This is a genomic window from Paenibacillus sp. FSL R10-2736 (assembly GCF_038000245.1).
Taxonomy (GTDB): domain Bacteria; phylum Bacillota; class Bacilli; order Paenibacillales; family Paenibacillaceae; genus Paenibacillus_AQ; species Paenibacillus_AQ phytohabitans.
Genome location: NZ_JBBOBN010000001.1, coordinates 2,729,948 through 2,755,416 on the forward strand (window position 1 = coordinate 2,729,948; position 25,469 = coordinate 2,755,416).

20 protein-coding genes and 2 pseudogenes are annotated in these 25,469 nt (G+C 46.1%); 19 read left to right on the forward strand and 3 right to left on the reverse strand.

Going from position 1 to position 25,469, the window contains the following annotated elements; translation table 11 throughout:
* Positions 1–132 precede the first annotated feature (132 nt).
* The 15 genes and pseudogenes from NSQ73_RS11680 to NSQ73_RS11750 all read left to right on the forward strand — a co-directional run bounded on the left by NSQ73_RS11680 (position 133) and on the right by NSQ73_RS11750 (position 19,198).
* Entirely contained in the window at positions 133–1,521 is a 1,389-nt protein-coding gene (locus NSQ73_RS11680; protein ID WP_340986557.1) for an ABC transporter substrate-binding protein, read from the forward strand.
* A 105-nt stretch (positions 1,522–1,626) separates the two neighbouring features.
* A complete protein-coding gene (locus NSQ73_RS11685) occupies positions 1,627–2,529 on the forward strand; it encodes a carbohydrate ABC transporter permease (protein ID WP_340944745.1) in 903 nt (300 codons plus the stop codon).
* Positions 2,530–2,542: 13 nt separating this feature from the next.
* The gene (locus tag NSQ73_RS11690; protein ID WP_340986558.1) at positions 2,543–3,379 is read left to right on the forward strand and encodes a carbohydrate ABC transporter permease; all 837 of its coding nucleotides are present in this window, start codon (positions 2,543–2,545) and stop codon (positions 3,377–3,379) included.
* Between the two features lie 56 nt (positions 3,380–3,435).
* Complete coding sequence (locus NSQ73_RS11695) at positions 3,436–4,446, forward strand: glycoside hydrolase family 130 protein (RefSeq protein ID WP_042138224.1); 1,011 nt, start codon at positions 3,436–3,438, stop codon at positions 4,444–4,446.
* A 36-nt stretch (positions 4,447–4,482) separates the two neighbouring features.
* Positions 4,483–6,441, forward strand: coding sequence for a carbohydrate-binding protein (locus NSQ73_RS11700; RefSeq protein ID WP_340986559.1), 1,959 nt, complete (start codon positions 4,483–4,485; stop codon positions 6,439–6,441).
* 532 nt (positions 6,442–6,973) lie between these two features.
* Positions 6,974–7,174: pseudogene (locus tag NSQ73_RS11705) on the forward strand (DUF255 domain-containing protein); the annotation flags it as partial.
* 578 nt (positions 7,175–7,752) lie between these two features.
* Positions 7,753–8,160, forward strand: coding sequence for a hypothetical protein (locus tag NSQ73_RS11710; RefSeq protein ID WP_042138223.1), 408 nt, complete (start codon positions 7,753–7,755; stop codon positions 8,158–8,160).
* A 58-nt stretch (positions 8,161–8,218) separates the two neighbouring features.
* Positions 8,219–8,632 (forward strand): hypothetical protein, encoded by a 414-nt coding sequence (locus tag NSQ73_RS11715; RefSeq protein ID WP_042138221.1) that lies wholly within the window; start codon positions 8,219–8,221, stop codon positions 8,630–8,632.
* Between the two features lie 200 nt (positions 8,633–8,832).
* Positions 8,833–9,030: pseudogene (locus NSQ73_RS11720) on the forward strand (DUF255 domain-containing protein); the annotation flags it as partial.
* 156 nt (positions 9,031–9,186) lie between these two features.
* Positions 9,187–10,593: a Wadjet anti-phage system protein JetA family protein gene (locus NSQ73_RS11725; protein ID WP_340986560.1), complete on the forward strand. Its 1,407-nt coding sequence runs from the start codon at positions 9,187–9,189 to the stop codon at positions 10,591–10,593.
* Positions 10,583–11,224: a DUF4194 domain-containing protein gene (locus NSQ73_RS11730; protein ID WP_340986561.1), complete on the forward strand. Its 642-nt coding sequence runs from the start codon at positions 10,583–10,585 to the stop codon at positions 11,222–11,224. Before NSQ73_RS11725 ends, NSQ73_RS11730 begins: the two co-directional genes overlap by 11 nt.
* A 2-nt stretch (positions 11,225–11,226) precedes the next feature.
* Complete coding sequence (locus NSQ73_RS11735; protein WP_340986563.1) at positions 11,227–14,628, forward strand: ATP-binding protein; 3,402 nt, start codon at positions 11,227–11,229, stop codon at positions 14,626–14,628.
* On the forward strand, positions 14,621–15,874 hold the full coding sequence (locus NSQ73_RS11740) for a Wadjet anti-phage system protein JetD domain-containing protein (protein ID WP_340986564.1): 1,254 nt from the start codon (positions 14,621–14,623) through the stop codon (positions 15,872–15,874). Before NSQ73_RS11735 ends, NSQ73_RS11740 begins: the two co-directional genes overlap by 8 nt.
* 83 nt (positions 15,875–15,957) lie before the next feature.
* The gene (locus tag NSQ73_RS11745; protein ID WP_340986565.1) at positions 15,958–16,956 is read left to right on the forward strand and encodes a PIN domain-containing protein; all 999 of its coding nucleotides are present in this window, start codon (positions 15,958–15,960) and stop codon (positions 16,954–16,956) included.
* 136 nt (positions 16,957–17,092) lie between these two features.
* Positions 17,093–19,198, forward strand: a complete 2,106-nt coding sequence (locus tag NSQ73_RS11750; RefSeq protein WP_445669487.1) for a thioredoxin domain-containing protein — start codon at positions 17,093–17,095, stop codon at positions 19,196–19,198.
* 67 nt (positions 19,199–19,265) lie between these two features.
* Here the strand turns inward: NSQ73_RS11750 and NSQ73_RS11755 are convergent, their stop codons facing one another.
* The gene (locus NSQ73_RS11755; protein ID WP_340986566.1) at positions 19,266–20,054 is read right to left on the reverse strand and encodes a PaaX family transcriptional regulator C-terminal domain-containing protein; all 789 of its coding nucleotides are present in this window, start codon (positions 20,052–20,054) and stop codon (positions 19,266–19,268) included.
* A gap of 206 nt (positions 20,055–20,260) precedes the next feature.
* On the opposite strand from NSQ73_RS11755, the gene NSQ73_RS11760 reads away from it, so the two are divergent.
* The gene (locus NSQ73_RS11760) at positions 20,261–20,947 is read left to right on the forward strand and encodes a metal-dependent hydrolase (RefSeq protein WP_076243204.1); all 687 of its coding nucleotides are present in this window, start codon (positions 20,261–20,263) and stop codon (positions 20,945–20,947) included.
* Between the two features lie 120 nt (positions 20,948–21,067).
* Here NSQ73_RS11760 and NSQ73_RS11765 read toward each other — a convergent pair whose 3' ends face one another.
* Entirely contained in the window at positions 21,068–21,877 is an 810-nt protein-coding gene (locus NSQ73_RS11765) for an alpha/beta fold hydrolase (RefSeq protein WP_340986567.1), read from the reverse strand.
* Positions 21,878–22,030: 153 nt separating this feature from the next.
* Here NSQ73_RS11765 and NSQ73_RS11770 point away from each other — a divergent pair, with 153 nt between their 5' ends.
* Both NSQ73_RS11770 and NSQ73_RS11775 read left to right on the forward strand, forming a co-directional pair.
* A complete protein-coding gene (locus NSQ73_RS11770) occupies positions 22,031–22,891 on the forward strand; it encodes an aminoglycoside phosphotransferase family protein (RefSeq protein ID WP_340986568.1) in 861 nt (286 codons plus the stop codon).
* Positions 22,892–22,977: 86 nt separating this feature from the next.
* Positions 22,978–23,961: an aldo/keto reductase gene (locus NSQ73_RS11775; RefSeq protein WP_340986569.1), complete on the forward strand. Its 984-nt coding sequence runs from the start codon at positions 22,978–22,980 to the stop codon at positions 23,959–23,961.
* 122 nt (positions 23,962–24,083) lie between these two features.
* Here the strand turns inward: NSQ73_RS11775 and NSQ73_RS11780 are convergent, their stop codons facing one another.
* On the reverse strand, positions 24,084–24,314 hold the full coding sequence (locus tag NSQ73_RS11780; RefSeq protein ID WP_340986571.1) for a hypothetical protein: 231 nt from the start codon (positions 24,312–24,314) through the stop codon (positions 24,084–24,086).
* Positions 24,315–24,554: 240 nt separating this feature from the next.
* On the opposite strand from NSQ73_RS11780, the gene NSQ73_RS11785 reads away from it, so the two are divergent.
* Positions 24,555–25,394, forward strand: a complete 840-nt coding sequence (locus NSQ73_RS11785) for a DegV family protein (protein WP_340986573.1) — start codon at positions 24,555–24,557, stop codon at positions 25,392–25,394.
* Positions 25,395–25,469 lie beyond the last annotated feature (75 nt).

Consider the following 25,469-nt stretch of genomic DNA (forward strand, 5'->3'; position numbering starts at 1 on the left):
CGGCAGTGTGCCGGCAACTCCCGCAGAAACCTGCCCTCAATGTGGGCTTACCCGCCTTATGTGAAAGCGTTACCCATTCTATAATCAGGTTGTAAGTTAAATTCAGCAGCGATAAATAAGGGGGCACTACCAATGATGAAGCGTACGCTAATGACATCTATGAGCCTGGTTCTGGCACTTGGCCTGGCAGCCTGCGGCAACGGTAACAGTGGCGGCGGCAATGCAGCAGAAGGCTCAGGAGAAGCAGCGACAGGCGGTTCAGGGGAAAAAACCAAAATCAGCTACTGGACGGGCGACCGTCATGACGCCGATTTCGTGAAAGAGCAGGTGGCCGAGTTCAACAGGGCCAATACGGACGGTATTGAGGTGGAGCTGGTCGTCAAGGGCGATGACTTCGATACCGCACTGGATCTGTCCTTCCAGACCTCGGATGCCCCGGATGTGATCCGGGTGAAGGAGAACACCATCCAGACGTTCTACAAGAAGGGCTTTCTCGCGCCCATTGATGAATTCCTCACCGATGAGCTGAAGGCGAAGTTCCCGGCCATGCCGGATCTGAATGAATTTGACGGCAAACGTTACAGCCTGCCGAACTACGGAACGACGATGCGCCTGGTGTACAACAAGGACCTGTTCGCCAAAGCGGGCGTCGAGAATCCGCCAACCACGTTGCAGGAGCTGGTGGATACAGCCAAAAAGCTGACCGAAGCGGGTAAGGCTGACGGCGCTTACGGCTTTGCACTGAATTTCAAGAGTCCCTCCAGTGCATTCGCACGTTCGGCACGGGTCATTGCGGAAATGAGCGGTTATGGCGGCTTCGGGTATGACTTCAAGACTGCCCGCTACGATTTCAGCGGCCTCGAGCCGATTATTAATGCCTTCAAACAGATCAAGGATGACGGCAGCATGCTTCCGGGTGTGGAATCGTTGGATATCGATCCGCTGCGGGCCCAATTTGCCGAAGGCAAGATCGGAATGTATATCTCCTACTCCTCTGAGCCTGGTGTGTACAAGAACCAGTTCCCGGCCAAGATCGACTGGGCTGCGGCTCCGGCACCTACAATTGACGGCATGGTGAAGGGCGCTTCCGGCTTCCTCGGCGGCCAATGGCTGAGTCTCAGCTCGAAATCGGAGAATAAGGAAGCGGCCTGGAAGTTCATGCAGTTCATGTACGGGGATCAGGTGCTGACGGATTATCAGGAGAAAGGCTTCGGCATCTCCATGGTTCCATCCATCAGCGCGGTTGCCGCAACACCGGATGTCAACGGCATCGAAGGCTTCCTTCCCAATAAAAATGACGGGGTATGGCCGATCTATCCGGCGGTTGCACCGGAGGGCATGAAGTCGGATGACGCCTTCTTCAAATATATGCTCAATGGCGGCGATCTGAAGGCGGTCATCGCGGATTTGAACAAGCGTTATAATGTTGCGCTGGACAGCGCCATTGCCAATGACGGAATCAAGGCTGAGCCGGATGCAGGCTTTGATCCGGCCGGCCTGGGCGGCAAGTTCGCCAAGTAACCGGAAGGCGAAACATAGAGAAACAGGTCAGATGACGGGGATGGGGAAGCTGCGTTCTCCACCCCTCTGCTCTGACCGTAAGGGAAAGGAGCCGGAAGAAATCAGATGAATAAAACAAAAAATGCCTTATTCTCATACAGCTTTATCTTTCCAAGCGCCCTTCTGACCATTGTGCTCGGAATCTACCCGATTGCCTGGGCGTTCCGCTACATGTTCTATGACTATAAGGGTTATGGAACGGCCCGGTTTACCGGTCTGGACAATTTCAGCCGCATTCTGAAGGATACCCAATTCTGGGATTCGGTGGTGAATACCTTTGTCTATGCAGGCGGCAAGCTGCTGATCACGATTCCGCTGGCTCTGCTGCTGGCCGCAATCCTGAACCGGGGGCTGCGGGGCAGACAGCTGCTGCGGGGGATTTTTTTCATGCCGACCGTCATCAGTACAGCCGTTATGGCTGTCGTTTTCTTTACCATTTTCAACTCGTATAACGGGATTCTCAATCAGTTCCTGATCAAACTCGGTCTAAGCGATTCCGGGATTGACTGGCTGGGTCCGAAGTATGCCATGCTCACCGTCATTCTGGTTGCGGCCTGGGGCGCGGTCGGGAACTATATGCTGCTCTTCCTCGCCGGTCTGCAGAATATTCCTGAGGATGTGTATGAAGCCTCTGCCCTGGACGGGGCAAGCAAAATCCAGCAGTTCCGCTTCGTGACGCTGCCGATGCTCGGACCTGTCATGCAGATGGTTATTATGCTGGCGATCATTACAGCCCTGAAGGGCTACGAGAGCATTATGGTTCTGACCGAAGGCGGTCCGGTAGGCAAGACGGAAGTAATGTTCCTGTATTTATACAAATTATTCTTCCCTGTAGGCGGGGGGAGTGCCGGAGTTCAGGTACAGGAGTTCGGATATGGAAGTGCGGTCGCCTTTGTGTCCGCGATAATCGTCGGGATCATATCACTCATTTATTTCTACGCTTCCCGGCGGATGAATCAGACCGATTGAGGAGAGACGCGAGATGAGAATAAGAACCATACTGGGCAACACTGTACTGTGGATTTTTCTGCTGGCCTTTGCTTTTATTACCCTGATTCCGGTCGTCATCACCGTGCTGGGCTCCTTCAAAACGAATGCCGAGCTGACCACCGGAGCGACCTTCCTGCCAAGCAGCTGGCACTTCTCTAACTATGCTGAAGCCTGGACACAGGCGAATTTCTCCAAATATACGCTGAACAGCCTGATTATTTCACTGTCAGCGGTAGTAGGCACTTTACTGGTTTCTTCCATGGCAGCTTATGTGATGGACCGGATGGAATTTTTTGGCAAAAAAATATATATCGGCCTGCAATCCTTCACCATGTTCGTGGCCGTGGGGGCAGTGGTGCTGCGTCCGCAATTCGATCTGATGGTTAAGCTTCATCTGCACAGCAGCCTCTGGGGCGTAATTCTGATCCTGATCTCCGCACACGCGTCGATATTCTTCATTCTGTTCAGCTTCATGAAGGGAATTCCCCGGGAGCTGGACGAGGCGGCGCTGATCGACGGCAGTTCGCTCGGCCGGACCTTCTGGCGGATTATTCTGCCGCTGCTCGGACCCGGACTCGGCGTAGGTGCGCTGTTCACCTTCCGCGGCGCGTGGAATGAATATCTGCTGCCGCTCGTGTTCACGATGACGAAGCCGGAGCTGCAGACGCTGACTGTCGGGCTGGCGAACCTGAAATACGGGATTTCGGCCGCTTCCCAGACCCACTATATGATGGCGGGCGCCTGCTTGTCCATTCTGCCGATTCTCGTGGCCTATCTGTTCGCCAACAAATCCTTCATGCAGATGACGGCCGGTTCCCTCAAAGGGTAGCGGTCCGGCCCTGCGCAACCCATATTCCATATTTAACATTCAAGGAGGTACACCCCATGACTCAACACGCTCCGGCAATTCTGCAATCTGCCCCGTTCATCCGGCGGTATCCGGGCAATCCTGTGCTGGATGCAACGAAGGTTCCTTACCCCACCGCACTGGTATTCAATGCTGGTGTAACGAAATTTAACGGCAAGTATGTGATGATCTTCCGTAATGATTACGGCTCACTGGTCGATCAGACGCTTGAGCCGCACCACACCACGGATCTCGGCATTGCTTACAGTGACGACGGACTGAGCTGGACCGCCGGCCCGAAGCCAGTGTTCAAAATGCATGACGAGGAAATTATCCGCGCCTACGACCCGCGCCTGACCGTGATCGGCGGCCGTTGTTATATGTGTTTTGCCGTGGATACGCACCATGGCATTCGCGGCGGAATTGCCGTTACCGATGATCTGGAACACTTCGAGGTGCTCAGCCTGTCTACACCGGACCTGCGCAATATGGTACTGTTTCCCGAGCCCATCGGCGGCAAGTATGTCCGGCTGGAGCGTCCCTTCACGGTATACAGCCGCGGCGGCCGGGACCGCTTCGATGCCTGGATCTCCGAGTCGCCAGACCTGAAGCATTGGGGCAACTCCAGCCTGCTGCTCGCCGTCGAGCAGGTGCCGTTTGCCAATGACAAGGTTGGCCCGGCCGCACCTCCGGTCCGGACGGATAAGGGCTGGCTGACCACCTTCCATGCGGTGGATGTGGACCCGGCCAGAGGCAAGCAAGGTTGGGAGGACACCTGGAAGAAGCGCTATACCGCCGGAATTATGCTGCTGGATCTGGAGGACCCCCGCAAGGTGATCGGCATGAGCAAGCAGCCGTTGCTGGCACCGGAGACAGACTATGAGATTGGCGGGGGCTTCCGCAATCATGTGATTTTTCCGGGAGGGATGATTCTAGAGGATGACGGCGAGGTCAAGATCTATTACGGCTCTGCGGATACGGTGGAATGTCTGGCAACGGCCCATGTGGACGATCTGCTCCGGCTCTGTCTGGAGCCGGAGCAGAGATAAGAGTATTTTCTGAAAATATGAAAGGGGTGTTTATTTATGCTGAAAAAGTTAAAATTATTAAGTTTAATTGTTTGTATGCTCGCCAGTCTTTTAGCTGTCGTTCCTTTGACAGCAAGTGCAGCGGGTACAATTGTAAGTTATCCGTTACCGTCGATCTATACTACGACCAGTCAATACACGGTAACAGCAGACTCTACCAATATACCGGTAATCGACACTTCGGAGGTATTTGTAAACTATAATTATTGTAATTTCTCTTTTTCAGGTACGACTACAATCACAATTACAGCAAGCGAGCCAATCAATACCTATAATATTTCCCCCAAAGCTTTGGGAATCACTGCAGCCAAGAGCGGAAATACACTTACCTTTACACTTTCATCACCAACCTATCTTATCGTTAAAATCAATAACCTGAAAGATCTGGTGATTGCGGCAGATGCTCTTGAAACCAATGTTCCGGCTTCATCTGGTACAGGGATATACAATGTTAAAACCGGGTACGGTGCCGACAGTACCGGTGCCACTTTGGCTACAACTGCCATACAAAACGCCATTAATGCGGCTAACGCAGCAGGCGGCGGTATAGTATACGTTCCAGCCGGCGTGTACAAGAGCGGTAACATTGTTCTAAAAAGCAATGTTTCGGTTTATCTGGAGGGTGGTTCTGTGATAAGGGGTTCAGGAAATCCAAGCGATTACACTACCCATTTCCATAAGAATTCTCTGAATAAGGATGGAACCTGGTTTATTTATACCGAAACCAATGCAAACAATATTAAGATATACGGCAGGGGAACGATTGACGGCAATGGCCATTATATGAGAAATACAAACAATTATTTGAACAATATTCTTGTACCCTTGCAGTGCAGCAACTTCACGGTTGACGGCATAACCATCAGAGACAGTGGTGGCTGGGCTACAATCGTTACAAGATCTAATAACGTAACCTTCCAGAATACCAAGCACTTCAACAACAATGAACTTGATTATGAGAATGATGCAATAGACATTCAAGAGAGCCAGAATGTACTCATTAAGCACACTGTAGCAGTATCGGAGGATGACACATACTCATTTAAGACATGGGATGTAGCCACTACGGATATCGCTGCAAACTGGCCGGGAACTCCTGAAAACCAGTCAAATGTAGTTGTCGATGATGCTTTGGCTTGGAGCAGATGTGGAGCATTCAAGGTTGGAGATGGAGTGAAACAGCTTCAGGATGGCATCGTTGTTAAAAACTCTTTTGTATACAGATGCTGGCGCGCTTTAGCAGTCGGTCATCTCTATGGGACTCCAGCAGCACAAAACATCATATTTGATAATATAGACGTAGAAGGCTTCTGGCCAAGATCCGGTGTTCACTCCAGATGGTTTGATCTTTCTGCAAAAACCGGTCCGATAAAAAATGTGGTTTATAATAATATCAATTTACGCGCTTTGGGTGAAGTTTCAATAATGAAGGGTTGGAGTGACACATCTACGGTCTCCGGAGTGACATTAAACAATGTTCGCGTCGGTGGAGTTGCGGTAAATAATTTGACAGATTTGAAAATAACAGATACGAACAGCTATGCTGCAGCTCCAAAATTCAACACATTGAAATTTGAAGCGGAAGGCTATAACCTTAGTTCAGGTGTTATGTCCTATGAGTCAAGCACGGACGGCGGGCTGGATGTGGGTGGAGGCAGTAATGGCGACTATATAGCATTTAAAAATGTAGACTTTGGCAGTACAGCTAAAACAAGTATTGATATGAAGGTTGCATCCGCTAATTCCGGCGGAAGGATCGAATTCCACTTGGATAGCCCTACAGGCACTATGCTGGGTTATTGGACGGCCGAAAGCACAGGCGGATGGCAGACATGGTCCCTCAAGAATATCCCGCTTAATGCCGGGACAGCGGTAGGAACTCATACGGTATATGTTACTTTTGTTAAGTCAGATTCAACCACAGTTGCAAATTTAACTTGGTTCCAGTTCAAATAGACCAACTAACACAAAAAAACAGCAAGTCTCCTAAGTGAAGTGAACTAGGGACTTGCTGTTTGAGGTTTCAATTAATTCTTAAAGCTATGAATTGGAGCTGGGATTCGTCCGCACGATTAACGAAGTTCGAGCAGTTGAAGCCGTTTACTGCAGAGAATAAATGGACAGCATAGTCGATATGCTTAGAGCCATACGTTCAAGATACCATTTAACAGTTCAGTTGGGACAGATAAATGTTTTTCACAATTATGATTTGGCAAAGTGGTTTGATGAGATTAGAGATTTATTGCAATAGAAATGAAAAAATCTACAAATAGAAATTCCGAAAAGATAAAGGTTAAGAACCGTTTAATTGCTCTAACTAAAGATACATTCGAAAAGTTTGGTCATTTGATGGGACAAGTCTTCCTGAGCATGTGTGTAGATATAAATTAGGTGTTTATTACGAAGTACCTTTTTTCCTTTACCTGCGCCTTCCCTCACTTTTTTGGGTAAACTAACCGTAGACAACACTTTACCCAAATTATCCGAAATGAGGGGACGCCCCGTGACAACTCACAAATCTTCCAATAGATTAGCCAACGAAAAATCACCCTATCTCCTACAGCACGCCCACAATCCCGTGGACTGGTATCCATGGGGAGACGAGGCCTTTGCCAAGGCGCAGGGCGAGAAAAAGCCGATCTTCTTATCTGTCGGCTATTCGACCTGTCATTGGTGTCATGTCGGTGAATTCCACTAGTTTAATCTCTACGTTTTCGTCCCACCCCGAAGTTGCTTCCTGTTTTGTTCTCATTAGGTCTGTTTTCACTAATCTCTTGCTGTACTTGAATTCATATAGTTTTAAACTAGATATGCACCACTATAAATTATCTCTCAGTCTATCAAGTTGACTTGCTGAATTCGTATTTCAGTTGTTTGAATGGTGAAACTCCTATAGCACTTATATCGCTCGATAAAATGAAATTTGAAGCGATACGAATAAAGAAGTTTGTCCCAGTATATGGTATTATTTAGTTTGATGAAACCGACCCTGTTCAATTTGTCGAAGAAGATACACCATTTCGTTAGAACTTCACAGAGGGACTTATTGCAACTTCATATGGGTAGAACTTCTGTAGACTTGGGATGGTATCAAGAGTGTAGAATCGAAGAGAACTACTTGTTGGTACTTATTAAAGATGATATTTGGGTATGCCCAATTTTTAGTCTTGAATCAAGGGATAACAGTTATCATTCATGAAATCGTAAAACTTTACTAAACATTATTACATAAATGAAAGCAAGATCTCATTGAATGGAGGACATATAATGAATGGCGACTTCATTTTCAATATGGATTATGAAAGGAGGGACAGGTTACTAGGAATCACTGGAGAGTGGATTGCAAAAAGGGGCACAGGAAGTGTCCGACGCTTTGAGTTTATTGACGTAAGAGTCTTAAAGCAACTAATTGAAAACAACTATATTGACCCACTTGAAGCCCATAATAGTTCTCCTAGTGTAGAAAAAATGTTTAACTTCATGGCTACATACCCCAATGTATTGACTAAAGGCTATGCCACCAGCCCATTGCGTAAAGATTATAGAGTGACATTAGATACGCTTTTTGTACCCAAAGAACATGTAACAAGGACATTGAAACACGATTTTGTTGCGTTCTGTACTAAAACTGATGAGTGTGAAATGGAAGGGGATTTATATGCTTGGTGGGACTAAGCCAAAGAACAGATAAGAGAGCAATTTCATTCACCGATTGAAGAATGGAGCATGAACAATGACCGTAGATAGAACTGATGAATTATTGCGTATACACGGATTAATCCCAAAGCAAAGTGATATAGATGATATTCGCAAGTTGTTGCTTATTGAACTGGACAATCAGGAGTCCGAAGACAATGAGTATATAAAGACGTTATGTATTCAATTGTTTATTCTTGGTCAAGTAGAGGATAGTTTGTTAATTTGGAAGGCGAAAAAGAAAAACTTCGATTCATTTATTTATATTGATGTTCAATTGCTTTGTGGGGCAGGACTAGAGCAAACCAAAATCTTTCTGGAAAATACAATAACTATTGATGCCCTGGATGAAATTGCATATTTGAAAAAGGCAGAACTAACAAGGGATTTTGTTGAATTCAGTAGAGATAACCTAATAAATTTTTACAAAGGATACTATGGAATAAGTTAAAAAATCATAAAGAGTGTTAAGTCGCTGAATTAATCAATCACCACTTGAGAACAACGCCTTCTGTTCAAACCAATTTAAAGAACCCTCTTCTTAAGAAGTTACATTTTTTCTCTCCCTTGCGACTTTCCCCACCCATTTGGGTAAAATACCCCTAAGCTTTATTTTACAAACAATCCTACAACGAAACGAGGTGATATCCCATGACTACTCATAAAGTACCCAATAGATTAGCCAAGGAGAAGTCGCCATATCTGCTCCAACACGCACTTAACCCAGTGAATTGGTTCCCTTGGTCTGAAGAGGCGTTTGAAGTCGCCAAGCGCGACAATAAGCCTGTCTTCCTTTCAGTCGGCTACTCCACCTGTCATTGGTGGGATGTTCGTGTGAATCAATTATTTATTGAAACTCCTGCTGGTGTTTTAGCAGGAGTTTTTTGTTTGAAGTATTAGAACAATATTCGTCATATTCTACCAATTCATAGTATGATATGACTATATTGAAGGGACTATTACAATCAAATGAATATAATACCAAATGGATTGGTAGGTGGATACGTGAGTATTTTTGACACAATTCCCGAAAATTTTTTCTCTGTGCTGGCATCAGGAAACAAAGAAATTTATGTTGATGCGCTCTTACTGCTGAATCAGATGTTCAAGTATGAACTTAATATACGGGTAGACGATTATATCTCGTCTTTGATAGCTCAAATTGAGGATAAGTCCTTTATGCTCGAAGAAGATGACGAAGTAACCGAAGTCAGCTTAACACCTAATGCTAAGGCGCGTTTGATATTGAACCGCCTGGTTAAAACGGGATGGGTAGATAAGGAGTTTCTGGATGGCTCATTTATTGAAATTATTACTCCACGTGATTATGCCATTAAAGTAATGAAGCTCTTGAGTGAACTAAGCGAGCAAACCCTGCACGAGTATAACTCCCTCGTATTCGCGACTTATTCTGGTCTCAAGCAAGCTAAAAATGAACATCAAGGGCAAATGTATGAAGCAGTTTTGTCGGCAAAGACAAACACGGAGCAACTTACTTACGAGCTAAAAAGGCTTTATCATGGAATTCGCAGTTATTTGCGGCGAATACAGGAGCAGAGCGAAGTGAATGTGCTGCTAAAAAATCATTTTGAAGAATACAAAAGGATGTCCGACAGTATTTATCATCCGATCAAAACAATGGATTCTATTCATCGCTATATGGCACCCATTCAGGAGATATTGTCAGATATTCTTGCGGATGAAGAGCTCATGAATAGCATGCGTTCAAGAGCCATGACGATCAGAAAATATGAGAATGACGATGAGGCGGGACAGGAAATCATATCTTCAATTGATTATGTTTTGGATGTATACCAGTCAATTGGAGGAATTGTGAATGAAATTGATAGAAAACACAGTACATACACAAATAGCTCTATTGAAAAAATCCAATACCTGATGACTGCAGACCAAAGTATCAAGGGAAAACTGGTTGAGCTGTTGAAAGCATACTCAAATTCCTCAGATACTAAGCGCACTGTAATCGTTGAAATGCTTGAACAGAATATTCGAGTCAATCGACAAGAATTTATTGATGGAAAATCTCTCTATCACAAAAATGTGCGCAGTAGGCGTGTCAATTCTGAACCGCTGGAAATCATAGATGATAATACGTTTTCTAATGCGGCTATGACCGGAATGCTACAACAAATTAAAAATGGATACCCCGTGGCAAGAATTCGGACATATGTAAACAGTCTTTTTAAAGAAAATGAATCTTCTATTAGTAGCGAGACAATATCGATTAATAACGATGAGGACTTTATACTTCTGATACTGGCTATGGTTCGCGCTAATGAACGAGGCATGGATTACAAGGTGCAGATGAACAATGGTCGACTTGATAGAAATGGTTACATAATTCCTAATATGACGATCAGCAAAAGAGAGGTGGGGCACCATGTGGAATGAACAGTACATAGGACTTACTACTTATGAGAAAGGCGAGTTCAAACGTTTGGCGAATTACCTATTATCTCATACATATATGGTGCGATATGAATATCAGTCATCACAGCAAATGACCTTGCCAAACTACGACTATCAGATAGCTTCACGTCTATTTGGCATTTTGCATGATTATTTTGCGATCACTGGCTGGCGTCTTGAAAAAGATGATAATTACGGAATTATGTCCTTAATAAATATATTTGACCATAATCGCTTGAGAATCGATCGATTCACTACATTGTTTTTATATACATGCCGTCTCATATACGAAGAAGAGCGAGAACAAGCAAATAGCTTCCATACGGTTAAAACAGATACCCAAGCAGTTGTTGAAAAAATGCGAATACTTGGACTTCTTGATAAGGGGAAAACAACACAAAAAGAACGTATTGAGGCTCAAAGAATGCTTGCTCATCATAATATTATTCAAAAAATGGAACCCTCTGCATGGAACAATGAAGGTAATCAAATTCTCATTTTCCCATCCATCTTATCTATTATTTCCAATCAAGGGATCAACGATATGATAACAGAGTTAGATGAGCTTCGAGTAAATGACGACACTAGCGCTGTTGGAGAACAGGAGGATTAGAAATGAAACGGATGACAAAACTCTTGCTAATTCACTGGCACTACTTTGTCCATGAAGTTATTGAGTTAGATAAAGTGAATTTTCTGACCGGAAAAAACGCCTCCGGGAAGTCGACGGTTATGGATGCTCTGCAGTTATTACTGCTGGCCGATACTAGCGGTAGCTTTTTCAACAAGGCTGCCAGTGGACGCGGTAATCGAACCTTAGGTGGATATTTACGCGGTGAATTAGGCGACGATGAGGATTCTGGTTTTAAATATCTGCGCAATGGACGATTTACAAGCTATATTGTGTTAGAGTTCTTTGATGAGGAGAAAGGGAAATATTTTACCGCAGGGTGTTGTTTTGATACTTATTCAGAAAACGATATGCAAAAGTTATTTTTCAGATTTGACGGAGCCATGCCGTCAAATGAGTTTGTTATAAATAGAAAGCCGATGGATATTGCAATTTTGAGGGCATATATCAAGGAACACTATTCTGTAGGAAGTAGTTATACTACCGATGTAAACCGAGATTTCAGGCAGGATTTATATGGGAAACTTGGAGGCTTACGTGATCGCTTCGGGCAGTTATTGAGGAAAGCAGTTTCGTTTAATCCTGATGTTGACATACAAAAGTTTATCTCGGAATTCGTCTGCGATACCCAACAAACAGTTGATGTCAGTCGTATGCAGGAAAATATTAGAAGTTATAAAAATCTGGAGCAAGAGGCGGATGTGCTTAAGGATCGAATCGCGTTACTTGAGCGCATTGTTACGGATCATCAAATCTTTGAAACTCACAGACAAAATGAAATTCTATATTCCTTTTTGGTTGACCGCGCACGAGTAGACATCAAAATGAATGCTCGTGCAGGCGAAAAAGATAAAGCCACCGATTATTCCACCCAGCTAACTATTTTAAACGATACCTTAGAAAAGGAAACTGAGCGACAGAGTAAACTGCAGGATGAGCGTAATATCATGCAAGCCAACCTTCTCAGTAACAAGGAGGCGCTAATTTTAGAGAATCTTCAGTCGCAAATCTCTGAGAAGAAGCAACTAATATCTACGCTTCACGGGGATTTCAGTAGGACTTCTGCATTGCTTTCAAAAAGCATTACTTCATGGAGGATAAACATTAATAGATTTATTCAGAAAATTCAAGAGACAGATACTAGCTCTCTTGATCCAATATTGACGACTCGTGTTCATGACTTGGTTGCTGACGGGCAACAGCTTTATGCCAAGCTTGAAACACTCGGATATACCGATGCAGCATCCATTTTAACAGTAGGGGAGAGCGGGCTTGTTTATTATGCAGCTAGTGCCGATGATATACGGATGCAGTGCAGTGGACTTCTTTCACGATTCTCTGAAGAGCAGCAGAAGGTTGCCGATAATCGTAAAGAATTACTGACGGAGCGGGAGTCCCTTGAAAGTGGTGTCTACCGCTTTCCACAGGATGTACTTGATCTCAAAGAAGCTGTTATGGGGCGTTTGCGTACTAAAACTGGTTCATCGGTTAAGGTTGTAGTAGTGGCGGAAGCAGCTGAACTCAAGGATAAACGCTGGCGTAATGTTATTGAAGGGTATCTTAATACACAAAAATTCTATCTAATTGTTCCCCCTGAGCACTTTGACACTGCTCTTCATGTTTATGATGATATCAAGAGACAACGAAGCATCTATAATACTGGTATTGTGGATATTGAAAAACTTCAGAGAATAAATCCCACAGCAGAACCCGGAAGCCTAGCTGAAGAACTTGAAACTGATGATCCCTATGTACGATTATTCTTAGATTTTACACTTGGTCGTGTGAAGAAGTGTGAACGCGTTGGTGATCTGCGCCGACATCGAACAGCAATTACAGACGATGGAATGTTATACCAGAATTTTGTTGTAAGAGCGATGAATCCAGATAGATGGGCGAAGCCTGCTATTGGCCAAGGTGCGATACGGCAACGCTTGGAAGATGTGAAAAGAGAGATTAAAGAGTTAACCGATATAATAGCTGTTTGTGCATCTGTAAAGAATGCCTTCCAATCGGGAAATGCTTTAATGATACTAAGTGAATCGGACGCTAAACAGACAGTTACGGCAGCGGAAAACGTTGGACAGATTCCAGCAATAGAACAAGAAGTCATTCTGCTGAATGAAAATGTGGAGTCTGTTGATAAAAGTGCTGTTGAAGCAATACGAGAGCGCATCGAGTCATTGGATCAACAACTGAGAACTCTTTATAAGCAGATTGACGAACAAAAAAATGAATGCATTACCATCAAAGAACGATTGCGAGTATGCCTTGAGGAAACAATTCCAATAATTTCTGAAGAGCTGAAAAACATGGAATTAGAGCTTTCTGAAAAATACGAAGCTGAATGGCTCCAAAACACAGGAAATACAAGATATCAACGTGAGATTTTGAGTAGAGGCAACGCTGTTGACATTGAACGGGCATTTCCAAGAGAACTTAGCCGCTCAATAAACTCTAAAAACGCTCTTTGGGACGAGTTGCGAACTTTGCGCCGCCAATATAATGATAAGTATATCATGGGATATGATATTGACGTCGTCAGCAATGATGTCTATGATAACGCGTGGATTGAGCTTAGTGATATTAAACTTCCGGAATATTTGACTAGTATCGCAGATGCTCGAAGTAAAGCTTTTGAGCAGTTTCAGGAGGATTTTTTAAGCCGATTACAATACAACATTAAGGATGCAAGACGACAGATCGACGGATTAAACAGCGCATTAAGCGGTAGTTCCTTCGGCGAGGATACATATCGATTTCTGATTATTCCGAAACAGGAGTATAAACGATATTATGATATGATCGTAGATCCAATGCTGCTGGAAGGCGGGTATAATCTTCTGTCGGATCAGTTTAATGCAAAATACAAGGATGAAATTGCAGAACTGTTTGCAATTATTACGAATGAAGGAACCGGATCTAAAGCACAGGAACGCGATGATTATGAAAAACGAGTACAAGCTTTTACGGATTATCGCACTTACCTATCCTTCGATTTAGAGGTTATTAACCGCGAGGGAGAATCACAAAGACTCTCTAAAACACTTGGAAAAAAATCCGGTGGCGAAACCCAGACTCCATTTTATATTGCAGTATTGGCATCGTTTGCACAATTGTATCGCATTGGTCGGGACAAGACAGCTAATACATCTCGTATCATCCTGTTTGATGAAGCATTTTCTAAGATGGATGGCGAGCGAATTGTGCGTAGTGTTGAACTGTTACGTGAGTTTAACTTTCAAGTGGTACTTTCAGCACCACCCGATAAAATTGGGGATATTGCCACTCTTGTAGATAGGAATCTATGCGTGTTACGTGTAGGAAAGCAGGCATGCGTGCGTAGTTTTGATCCTAGGAAGTTGGAGGAGCTTGACTATGAGTGAAGGATTTAAGTACCAATTAGTTTCAGCTTTACTTGATAAATATGAGCGTAGCAGTTTTTTTTACACGGATACACGTCCGACTCGTCGAATTATGCTGAAATTATATGATGGAGGACAAACAGAGTTCCCACAGTATGATATAGAGCAATATGAAAAGCGCAGTGTAATAAATTTTGCAGTACAGGCCTTGTATGAGACGCAGCTCTTATCATATCGGTGGATGAAAGGTGAAGAAAATCACATCATAGCAGAGGTATGGCTCAATTTTGAGAATATTTCTTTTGCGTACTCCTTGATTGGGCGGCAACCAAAGGGCGATGTGGTGGATGAGGTTTGTTTAGAACTGTTGAATTCAATAGATAAAGTTCGCAGTGGATGGGCAAAACAGTTTCTGAGCGATACATATGACTTCATTTCTAGAAAACGATCTGTTGGAAACAGATTACCAGTAGATAGAAGCGAGCGTAGTGATCTCCTTCGTGCAATATGTTTTATTGATCATATGGGTGATTTAGAAATGCTTGAGCGTGTATTTTCGCTTCAATGTTTCGGGGATTCAAAGAGATTCGAGAAGGCGATAAGAGCACGACTGCTTGGCATATTGTCCAAATATCTGGATTATGAAGATGATAATACTGATGAGGAACTTCTTAGACAAGTAGGTATTACGAAGTATCCAGAACAATTGGAGTTTTGTGGGCAAGTAACCATGTCGTTTGATAGCGGAACCATTGATTTTTCACATTTGATTTTTGGGGGCGTTGTGAACTCGAAAGATTTCCAACGGGGTCAATTAGGAATATCTCCAACAATAGAACGTGTGATCTCAATAGAAAATCGGGCGAACTACATTGATTATATTTATAATCAAAAAAATGACCATGAGTTAGTGGTGTTCCATGGAGGGCAATTCAGTCCTGCTAAGCGGAAATTTTTGCTGGCAATAGTAGCTTCCATGTCCAGCAATAGTCAGTGGTATCACTGGGGAGATATCGATTATGGCGGATTTTCTATGTTGGCAAGATTAAGAAGGGAAATAAAGGAAGACGTAAAACCATATCGTATGAATGAAACGGAATTAATAAGATATTCCTCTTTAACGGCGTCAGCGCAGTCGAAATATATTGAAAAACTACATGGCCTGAAACGACATAGCGAGCTCGACGATTGTTTATCATGTATTGACTATATGATTGAAAATAGTGTGAAACTGGAGCAGGAAGCTATGATAACCGATCTCTTATAATCATTTATATTTTGATTCACGAAAATAGTAATTATAAAGTTATGTGAATTCATTAACAGGGGAAAGAAAGGTGAAAATCATATATGTTTATAATGATGGACGCGAATATTTTTATAAGCGATTTTAATTTAGAATCTAAATCCTTCAGTGAACTAAGAAGTCATTCAGAGAGACTCGGAATAAAGTTGTTTTGCAGTTCCGTGGTTTTTGATGAGGTTGTTCAAAAATATAAAGAGAAAATAATCGAGTACAATCAGAAAAATAAAGTTTTCATGCCGCTTATACCTAGTACATATCTTAAACTTGTTCCAAATGAAGCAATTGATGAAATGATTGGGATTTTCAGAAGTGAATTAAGGAGGAAACTTAGAATAAATTCTTTTGGAACTAGGTTTGTTGAATTAGATTTTCTTAATCGTGATTCGTATCTCTCTGTTTATGAAAAGGCTCTTTACAAATTAAAACCTTTTAATATTGCGGGGAAGGGCTACAAAGATGCTCTTATTTGGGAACAAATTTTATGGATAGTCAATACATATTGTGATGATAATAAGAAGCTCGCATTTATAACAAACAATATAGAAGATTTTTCGGAAAAGATAATAAGCGAAAAAGGTTGGTTTTTTCCAGCACCACACTTAATTGAACAATACAAAAAAAATGGATTTCCTGAAGATACAGTAAGAATCTACCAGAGTCTAAAGGCCTTGAATCTAGAAGTGATTTATAATAAATTGGATAATTACAATAAATATATAGAATATCTAAACACAGAATTAAATGAAGGACTAAAGAATTTTATTCTATCTCAATTAAGCTTGAATGAACTTGATTTAAGTGTTGGGAAAGTTAATGTGCATTCAATAAAGAAGGCCGAAGCACTTGAGGTATATAATCAATATGGAAACACAAATGAAGAAGCTATTATCAAGATATATATAGAAATATATGGTGCGGTAGGTGGTGGCGAAAATAGAAATACATTCTATACTGGAACAGCTTATATTCTAATAGATATGAAGGAAAATGAATTTTTGTCATTTGAAGTGGACATATTCGATCGGGATGATGTCTCTACTTAATAAAGCTTTCTTAACATCTAAATTATAGAAGCTGAAAATTTTAGTGAAACCAACTCCTGTGCCCTCTCCCACCTTTTTGGGTAAACTAACCCTAAGCAACACTTTACCCAATTTATCCGAAATGAGGGGACAACCCGTGACAACTCACAAATCACCCAATAGATTAGCCAATGAAAAATCCCCATATCTACTCCAACACGCCCACAACCCCGTGGACTGGTATCCATGGGGAGAGGAGGCTTTCGCCAAAGCGCAAGCCGAGAACAAGCCGATTTTCCTTTCAGTCGGCTATTCGACCTGTCATTGGTGCCACGTAATGGAACGCGAATCCTTCGAGGATTCAGAGGTCGCCCAGATCCTCAACAATAACTACGTAGCCATTAAGGTCGACCGCGAGGAGCGGCCGGATATTGATGCGCTGTATATGTCGGTGTGTCAGGCGCTGACGGGGAGCGGGGGATGGCCGCTGACGGTGCTGCTGACACCGGAGAAGAAGCCGTTCTATGCCGGGACGTATTTCCCGAAGCGGCAGATGTTTGGCCGGATCGGGCTGATGGATGTGCTGGAGCAGATCCACACGAAGTGGGAGCAGGACGGCGAGGCGCTGAATAAGCTGGGCGATGACCTGCTTGAAGAGCTGCATACGCTCGATCGTAAGAATGCGTATAACTCGGCTGATGTAGACGGCGGTATCCCGGGCGATGAGCTGCTGCATGAGGCGTATGAGCAGTACCGGCGCCAGTTCGATGAGGAATATGGCGGGTTCGGCAATGCACCGAAGTTCCCTTCGCCGCATAATTTGTCTTTCCTGCTGGCCTACAGCCAGATGCACAATCAGCCGGAAGCGCTCCGCATGGTGGAGAAGACGCTGGAGTCGATGTACCGGGGCGGCATGTACGACCATGTGGGCTTCGGGTTCTCGCGCTATTCCACGGACCGGGAGTGGCTGGTTCCGCATTTTGAGAAAATGCTCTACGATAACGCACTCCTGGCGAACGTCTATCTGGAAGCCTTCCAGATTACCGGGAAACCGCTGTATGCGGAGATTGCCGAACAGATCTTCACCTATGTGCTGCGCGATATGACTTCGCCCGAAGGCGCTTTCTACTCTGCGGAGGATGCGGATTCGGAAGGCGTGGAAGGGAAGTTCTACGTCTTCTCCCGTGATGAGATTGAGGAGGCCCTGGGGCTGGAAGACATGCATTCGTATTGCCATGTCTACGGGATTACCCCGGAAGGCAACTTCGAGGGTGCCAATATCCCGAATCTGCTGCAGGGACTGCCGGAAGAAATGGCGGAGCGCATGGGCATGAACCCGCTGGGTCTGCGGACCCGGATGGAGGAATGGCGCGGGAAGCTGTTTGAGTACCGGGAGCAGCGCATTCATCCGCTGAAGGATGATAAGGTGCTTACCTCGTGGAACGGGCTGATGATCGCGGCGCTGGCTCAAGGAGCCAAAGCGCTGCAAAAGCCTCAATATGCCAAGGCCGCCGAAGCGGCAGCAAACTTCATCTGGGACAAGCTGCGGCGCGAGGATGGCCGGCTGCTGGCACGTTACCGTGACGGGGAGTCGGCGATTCCCGCTTATGTGGATGATTATGCCTTCCTGATCTGGGGACTCAGCGAACTATATGAAGCTACGGGTCAGGCGGTCTATCTTGAACGCGCTCTGATTCTTAAGGATGGTCTGCTGGAGCTGTTCCACGATTCCGAAGGCGGCGGCTTCTTCTTTACCGGCCATGACGGGGAAGAACTGCCTATCCGCTCGAAGGAATTGTATGACGGGGCTATTCCATCCGGGAATTCGGTAGCGGCGAAGCTGCTCTGGAAGCTGTCGGTGATTGCCCAGGACGTTGAGCTCAAAGGCATCGCCGAGCGTACCGCTGCGGTACTTTCATCTGCGGCAGCGGAGTATCTGCCGGGTTATGCGATGTATTTGCAGGCCCATCTGGCGATGACCTCGGGCGGCAGGGAATGGGTGCTCTCCGGCAAAAAAGAGGACCCGGCGCTGCACGGCATGCTGGCTCAGGTGCAGCAGGCCTATCTGCCTGACGCTGCGCTAATCGTCAATTGGGAAGGGGATAGCGAAGGCATTCTCCGCCTTCTGCCGCATCTGGCGGACAAACCGGCGGTCCGCGGCGATGCGACAGCCTATGTGTGCCGGAATTTTGCCTGCCGTGCGCCGGTTACGAATATGGAGGCGGTCCGGGAGCTTTTGGCCTCCGGCAATCGCGAGGGTTAGTATATAACACAAAGAGCAGCCTGCGGTTTGGGCTGCTCTTTGTGTTAAGCATCCTTCCAAGATCATCTTATCTGACGAAAGGGGCATAGAATGAATCCGCAGGAATGGCCTGTGCGGCTCTACGCATATGTTCGTTCATTGCGGCGATAATCACTTTACCCGGCCAATGGTCCGGCAGAAGTTCATCTGGGAGATACGGGTCGGCCATAAACAGCCCGCTTAATTCCTCACCCATCTGCAAATATAGCAGGAATAGCTGCAGCGGCTGACCCGCCTGGAGAGCTTCGTGCAAAGATGGAACGAATTCTTCCTGCAGCCAGTCCGATTTCTTCTGATATAAGGCTTCGATTTCATCCAGCTGCCAGATCGCTTGTGCTTTCTGTGGCGTAATGGAGCCTTCCTGGAATTGGCCTTGCAGGATGGACACCTTGCCTTCCAGCTCCAGCTTTTGGATATATGCTGCAACTTCGTCGCGATAGTTCCATGGTGAAATGTACACACTGTTATATAGAAGACCATAGCCCAGCTGCCCGAGCGCTATACGGAACTGGTCGCGCTTCTTGCGTTCAGACTCAGGAACCTCCAGCATGACCACATCCCAGGTGTGATCCCACTGCTCCTGATACCGGGCGGGCTTGCTGTTAATCGCTTTAATGTAGGCGAGGCCCTCGGCAGTGACGTTGTACCAGGAGCGTGACGGGGAAGCGATATAGCCTTCTTTTTTCAGACGGGATAGGGCATTGCGGATATAGGTGGAGGTGTACCCCCTTTGCTCGTAAATCTCAACAAACTGCTGGGCGCCCATCTGCTCCACCTTGGACAACAGGAACAGCATGGTTTTCTCAACGGACAGCAATGTTCTTCACACCTCTCTTGACAGCTGGCAGAAATGAATATATCATAAAAACTAACGAACGTATTATAATTTGTTATATTGTAAAAATTCAGTAGCATGTCTGGCTTCAGAGCAGCTTGGTGTCATTGTAACGTAAACTTTGGGTTTTTGCACGATTCAATCCCTGAAGACCCATTGAAATTAACAGCGAAGAGGAGAGAAAATCAATGAAAATTATCTACCATGGCCATTCCTGTGTTCAAATCGAGGTAAACGGCAAATCGCTGATTATCGATCCTTTCATTAGCGGCAATGCTGCAGCGGTGACGAAGGTTGAGGATATTAAGACAGATGCGGTGCTATTAACACATGCCCATATGGATCACATTCTGGATGCCGCGCCGATTGCCAAAAGTAATAATGTTCCGATTGTAGCTAATGTGGAGTTAGCCTCTTACCTGGAGGGGAAGGGCGCCCAGACGATTGGCATGAACATCGGGGGGACGGTGGATCTTGGTTTTGCCAAAGCGACGATGATCCATGCCTTCCACACCTCCAGCATTACACTCGAAGATGGACAGAGGATCTACGGGGGGACGCCTGCGGGCTTCATTATTGAAGCTGAGGGCCGCACCATTCTGCATGCAGGGGACACAGGGCTGTTCGGAGACCTGAAGATGTTCGGGGAGCTGTACGAGATTGATCTGGCCATTCTGCCGATCGGCGGACATTTCACCATGGGACCTGAGCATGCACTCATCGCCGCTAAGTGGCTGGGAGCGAGACATGTACTTCCGGTACACTACAATACCTTCCCGCCGATCCGTCAGGATGCGGGTGCATTCGTTCAGGCGCTGGAGGAAGCGGGAATCAGAGGCTCGGCGCTTGCCTATGGTGAGACGCTGGAGCTGTAAGGTTGTATACAGAAGGATTAAGGATGAACTAACTGATACGTGATTTAAAATGTAAAATGACTAAACAGCCGTTTTTTTGCTTCCGCAAAGAAACGGCTGTTGTTATATGGCGGATGATTTCTACTTGGCGAACCGGGACAGCTCCAGGTTGAATTTGTCGCGTTCGTCATAGAATAATCCGTGTCCGCTATTCTCGAAGGGGATCAGTACCGAATTACGGATTCCTTGATGCTGTGCCTCGGCCAGCGGGAAGAAGCACACCTGATCATGAACACCGTGCAGAATCAGCGTAGGCACCTGTATCCGGGGGAAGTCATTAAACAACTCTTCCTCCAGCCAAGCCTTGGAGACAGCGATGGTCGACCAGCTTGCGGCCTCAAGCCCTAACTGGAAGAACCAGTCTGAGAACGGCTGGGATACTTTTTGATAGAAGAAGATTTCGCCGAAGTCATACAGCATCTTGGGTCGGTCCACATAGGTTGCCTGAATGATCTGCTCGATTGCTTCTCTGGTCGTCCCGTAAGGGAAGCCCGGCCGCTGAATCAGACTGGGGGCTGCTGATGCGAATAGTGCAAGCTTGGACACACCATATCCCTGGTGCCGGGCCATATAGCGGATCGCCACGGCTCCGCCGGTTGAGTGTCCGCCGAGTGTAATATCCTGCAGCCCAAGTGCCCCGATCACACAGCGGATATCATCAGCTAAGCGGTTATAATCGTACCGTCCCAGCGGTTTATCCGAATTGCCGAATCCCCGCATGTCCATCCCGATGCAACGGTAGCCCATAGGCACCAGCTGGTTGTACTGATATTCGAACATCTGGTGGTTAGCAGGCCAGCCATGGACGAAGAGAATCGTTCGGCTGCCCAGCGGATTGATATCATTAACATAAATCTTCACGTTCGGTTCGACTCTGATCCAATGTTCCATATAGCTTCCCTCATTTATCCGTTGTATGGTTTAATTGGTTTATATTATTCAGGTATCTGAGGAAAGTGCCTAGAATACAAGTAATTGGATTGACAGCAGCTGCATAATGACAAGCGAACAAGAATCAGTCAACGGAAAGGAAAATTCATAACCATGAATAATGTTCTAAGCAATATCCGCTGGAAAGAGCAAAGTGCGGAATATGAGGCGATTCAGCAAAGGGCAGATGAGGCGGTCATAACCCCGCTAGAGGGCGGGCTAGAAGCCGAGGTATACAGAGTTACACTGCCGGATACAGAGCTTGTGTTCAAAATATGGAACCGGGATTCCCGCCCGGATATCTCTATCCAATATAAAGTGCTGGAGCAGATGTACCGCCAGGGCCGTGCGGTTTCGCGGCCTTATGCCTGGGGTTTGGACCCCGGGGACAATCAGGTGCTGTTAACCAGCTTTGACGGTGCGCCTCTCACGGAAGCGAATAACTCCGTTCTTACATCCATAGCAGAAAATCTGCTGGATATACATAGGCTTCCAATTGATTCCTTAAGCGGTATAAAAGTACCCGCATATGATTTCGCAGATTACTTCTTCCCGGAGTGGGGAGGTCAGCCGGAGATCAGAAGGCTGGCGCTGGGGCTGGCAGACAAGGCTGGAATAACCTCGCATCATCTGATCCATGGAGACTATCATGCGGGCAATATCCTGGAGGCAGCCGGAGCCTACACCATTATAGACTGGACGAATGTCCAGCTGGGCGATCCGAGATATGATATAGCGTGGTCTATTCTAATTATCCGGGTCTATGCGGGGGAGCATTATGCAGAAGTCTACCGTTCAGCATTTCTTGCAAAGAGCAGTTACACTGCAGCAGAGCTTGAACTATTCGAGGCGCTGGCTTGTCTGCGCTGGCTCCAGCTGTATAGAACTACTGGTATTCCGCTGCAGCCGGATACGCTTGCGATGATGCAGGCTATTCTGGAGCGCAACGGGCATTTGCCGGAAGGTCTGCTCTAACGTGACGTAAATGATATTGGAATTTGACTGTGGTATGATCAGGGCAGACAAGGTATCAATTTCAAATCGGGAGGCGGAAGCAGGGAATGAATACTAGAATGCTAGGCGGTAAGCTGCAGGTGTCTGCACTTGGACTCGGCTGCATGGGGATGTCCGATTTCTATAGCGGCCGGGATGAAGCGGAGTCCATCCGCACGATTCACCGGGCCATGGACCTGGGAGTTACTTTTCTGGATACGGCAGATATGTATGGTGTGGGACGGAATGAAGAGCTGGTCGGAAAAGCCGTTAAAGGCAAACGGAACGATCTTGTGCTGGCGACCAAATTCGGCAATGTGCGCAGTCCGGAAGGGCAGATGCTCGGCATAAATGGCCGTCCGGAATATGTGAAGTCGGCTTGCGATGCCAGTCTCCTGCGGCTTGGCGTAGATCATATTGATCTATACTATCAGCACAGGGTAGATCCGAACACGCCAATTGAAGAAACCGTTGGTGCGATGGCCGATCTCGTTGCAGCAGGCAAAATCCGATACATAGGGCTGTCTGAGGCAGGGCCCACTACCATCCGCCGCGCTCATGCCATTCATCCGGTAACGGCGCTGCAGACCGAATATTCCCTGTGGAGCCGTGAGGTGGAGGACGAAATTCTGCCGCTTGTCCGCGAGCTGGGTATTGGCTTCGTTCCGTACAGTCCGTTGGGACGCGGGTTCCTGACCGGGCAGATTCAGAGCTTCGAGGATCTGGCCGAGGATGATTACCGCCGCAACTCCCCCCGTTTCCAGGGGGATAATTTCAAGAAGAATCTGGATCTGGTGGAACGCATCAAGCAGATTGCTGCCGGGAAGGGCTGTGAGCCCTCTCAGCTTGCGCTGGCCTGGCTGCTGAAGCAAGGGGAGGACATCGTGCCGATCCCTGGAACGAAACGGACGAAGTATCTGGAAGAGAACGTAGGTGCACTGGACATAGAGCTGACCGCTGAGGAGCTGCAGCAGATTGATGAGGCTGCGCCTCAAGGAGCTGCCTCCGGCACGCGTTATCCGGAGCAGAGTATGCGAAGCTTGAATCTGTAGCAGCTGCACTTAGGGAACCAGCTAAGAGTGTGCGTTGTATGATAAAAGAGGAGCCGCGTAAGGTATGCGGCTCCTCTTTTTTTGGATGCGGTAATGTTCAACTGCTGCCCATTAAGGGCAAGCTACTTATTGCGTTCAGGGTTCTGCGGCTTCACGCGGGCGGGTCTGGATACCCAATTGCTGCGGTTCATCGGTTTCACCGTATCAATCCGCGGATTCGGAGTTTCCTCAGCACTGATGCTCTCTACCGCAGCCGTCTCTGCTGTACCTTCGGATTCTACGTTAGCGGGGGTCTTTTTGGACAGGCCGGCACCATTATGTTTGCCTCTGTTCCACACTTTGTTCTTGCTCATCGTTACACTCCATTTCTATTCACTTATGCATAAACCATATCATAAGACGGGAAGTTAAGAAAGAACCTGATGCAGCTAATAATAGTCGCAGAGAGTAACAATCCTTCAGGCAGAATAGTCTGCTGAGCTGTGAAAAATAACACTAAGCACAAAAAAACGCTTTTGACAAGTTATAAATTGTACTATTGGTTTACATAAAAGGTGACTATACTAGTATAGAATTGAAAGGAGAGCACTCTGATGCCCATCAAGATTATAACGGATAGCGGTTCCGATTTACCCCCAGATTACGTAGAGCAGTACGACATTTCTATTGTCCATTTGCCGGTTCATTTCGGACATGAACTCATGCCTTATGATACGGACGCGAAGACTTTTTATGCGAAGATGCATGAAGCGAAGGAATTGCCGACTACGGCGAGCCCAAGTCCACAGGTATTCCTGGACAATTTCAAACAAGTGGAAGCAGGCACTGACATTATGGTCATCTGCATGTCCTCCAATATCAGCAGTACTTATCAGACCGCAATGATCGCCAAGGAGATGTACGAGGAAGAAGGACATCCGAATGCGATTGAAATTATAGATTCCAAGCTTTTTTCAGGCGGACTGACACTGATTGTGGCTATGGCAGCGAAATGGTCGCTGACGGCAGCAAGTCTGACTGAATTGAAAGATAAAGTGATGCACAAGGTTGAAGAGACCACCGCTTATTTCACACTGGATACTCTGGAGAATGTGATCAAAGGCGGGCGGCTGAGCCGGATCTCCGGTGCCGTGGCTTCTGTACTGAACATTAAGCTGCTGCTGAAGATCAGCGATGAGGGAACTGTTGAAGTGGTCGAGAAGACCCGGGGACTTCCTAAGGCACTGAGTCATCTGCTGGCCAAGCTGGATCAGAAGCAGCATGATTATGAACAGGCGGTCATCGCCATCGTCCATAGCAATTGCGAGATGCTGGCGCTGGAAATCAAGGAGCGTATTCTGGAGAAGCATCCCTTCAAAGAAATTCTGCTGTCCACCATGGGACCTGTGATGGGTACATATGCAGGACAGGGCGGAATCGGCGTTGCTTTTTAGGCTGCTGCAGATTTAATGGAGAATAAGTGAATAGCTAAGCCGTATACAAGGACTTTCCGGTGTACGGCTTTTTAG

Coding starts and splice junctions, on each gene's coding strand:
- NSQ73_RS11680 (WP_340986557.1), top strand. CDS start 133: ATGATGAAGCGTACGCTAATGACATCTATGAGCCTGGTTCTGGCACTT.
- NSQ73_RS11685 (WP_340944745.1), top strand. CDS start 1,627: ATGAATAAAACAAAAAATGCCTTATTCTCATACAGCTTTATCTTTCCA.
- NSQ73_RS11690 (WP_340986558.1), top strand. CDS start 2,543: ATGAGAATAAGAACCATACTGGGCAACACTGTACTGTGGATTTTTCTG.
- NSQ73_RS11695 (WP_042138224.1), top strand. CDS start 3,436: ATGACTCAACACGCTCCGGCAATTCTGCAATCTGCCCCGTTCATCCGG.
- NSQ73_RS11700 (WP_340986559.1), top strand. CDS start 4,483: ATGCTGAAAAAGTTAAAATTATTAAGTTTAATTGTTTGTATGCTCGCC.
- NSQ73_RS11710 (WP_042138223.1), top strand. CDS start 7,753: ATGAATGGCGACTTCATTTTCAATATGGATTATGAAAGGAGGGACAGG.
- NSQ73_RS11715 (WP_042138221.1), top strand. CDS start 8,219: ATGACCGTAGATAGAACTGATGAATTATTGCGTATACACGGATTAATC.
- NSQ73_RS11730 (WP_340986561.1), top strand. CDS start 10,583: ATGTGGAATGAACAGTACATAGGACTTACTACTTATGAGAAAGGCGAG.
- NSQ73_RS11735 (WP_340986563.1), top strand. CDS start 11,227: ATGAAACGGATGACAAAACTCTTGCTAATTCACTGGCACTACTTTGTC.
- NSQ73_RS11740 (WP_340986564.1), top strand. CDS start 14,621: ATGAGTGAAGGATTTAAGTACCAATTAGTTTCAGCTTTACTTGATAAA.
- NSQ73_RS11745 (WP_340986565.1), top strand. CDS start 15,958: ATGTTTATAATGATGGACGCGAATATTTTTATAAGCGATTTTAATTTA.
- NSQ73_RS11760 (WP_076243204.1), top strand. CDS start 20,261: ATGAAAATTATCTACCATGGCCATTCCTGTGTTCAAATCGAGGTAAAC.
- NSQ73_RS11765 (WP_340986567.1), bottom strand. CDS start 21,877: ATGGAACATTGGATCAGAGTCGAACCGAACGTGAAGATTTATGTTAAT.
- NSQ73_RS11770 (WP_340986568.1), top strand. CDS start 22,031: ATGAATAATGTTCTAAGCAATATCCGCTGGAAAGAGCAAAGTGCGGAA.
- NSQ73_RS11775 (WP_340986569.1), top strand. CDS start 22,978: ATGAATACTAGAATGCTAGGCGGTAAGCTGCAGGTGTCTGCACTTGGA.
- NSQ73_RS11780 (WP_340986571.1), bottom strand. CDS start 24,314: ATGAGCAAGAACAAAGTGTGGAACAGAGGCAAACATAATGGTGCCGGC.
- NSQ73_RS11785 (WP_340986573.1), top strand. CDS start 24,555: ATGCCCATCAAGATTATAACGGATAGCGGTTCCGATTTACCCCCAGAT.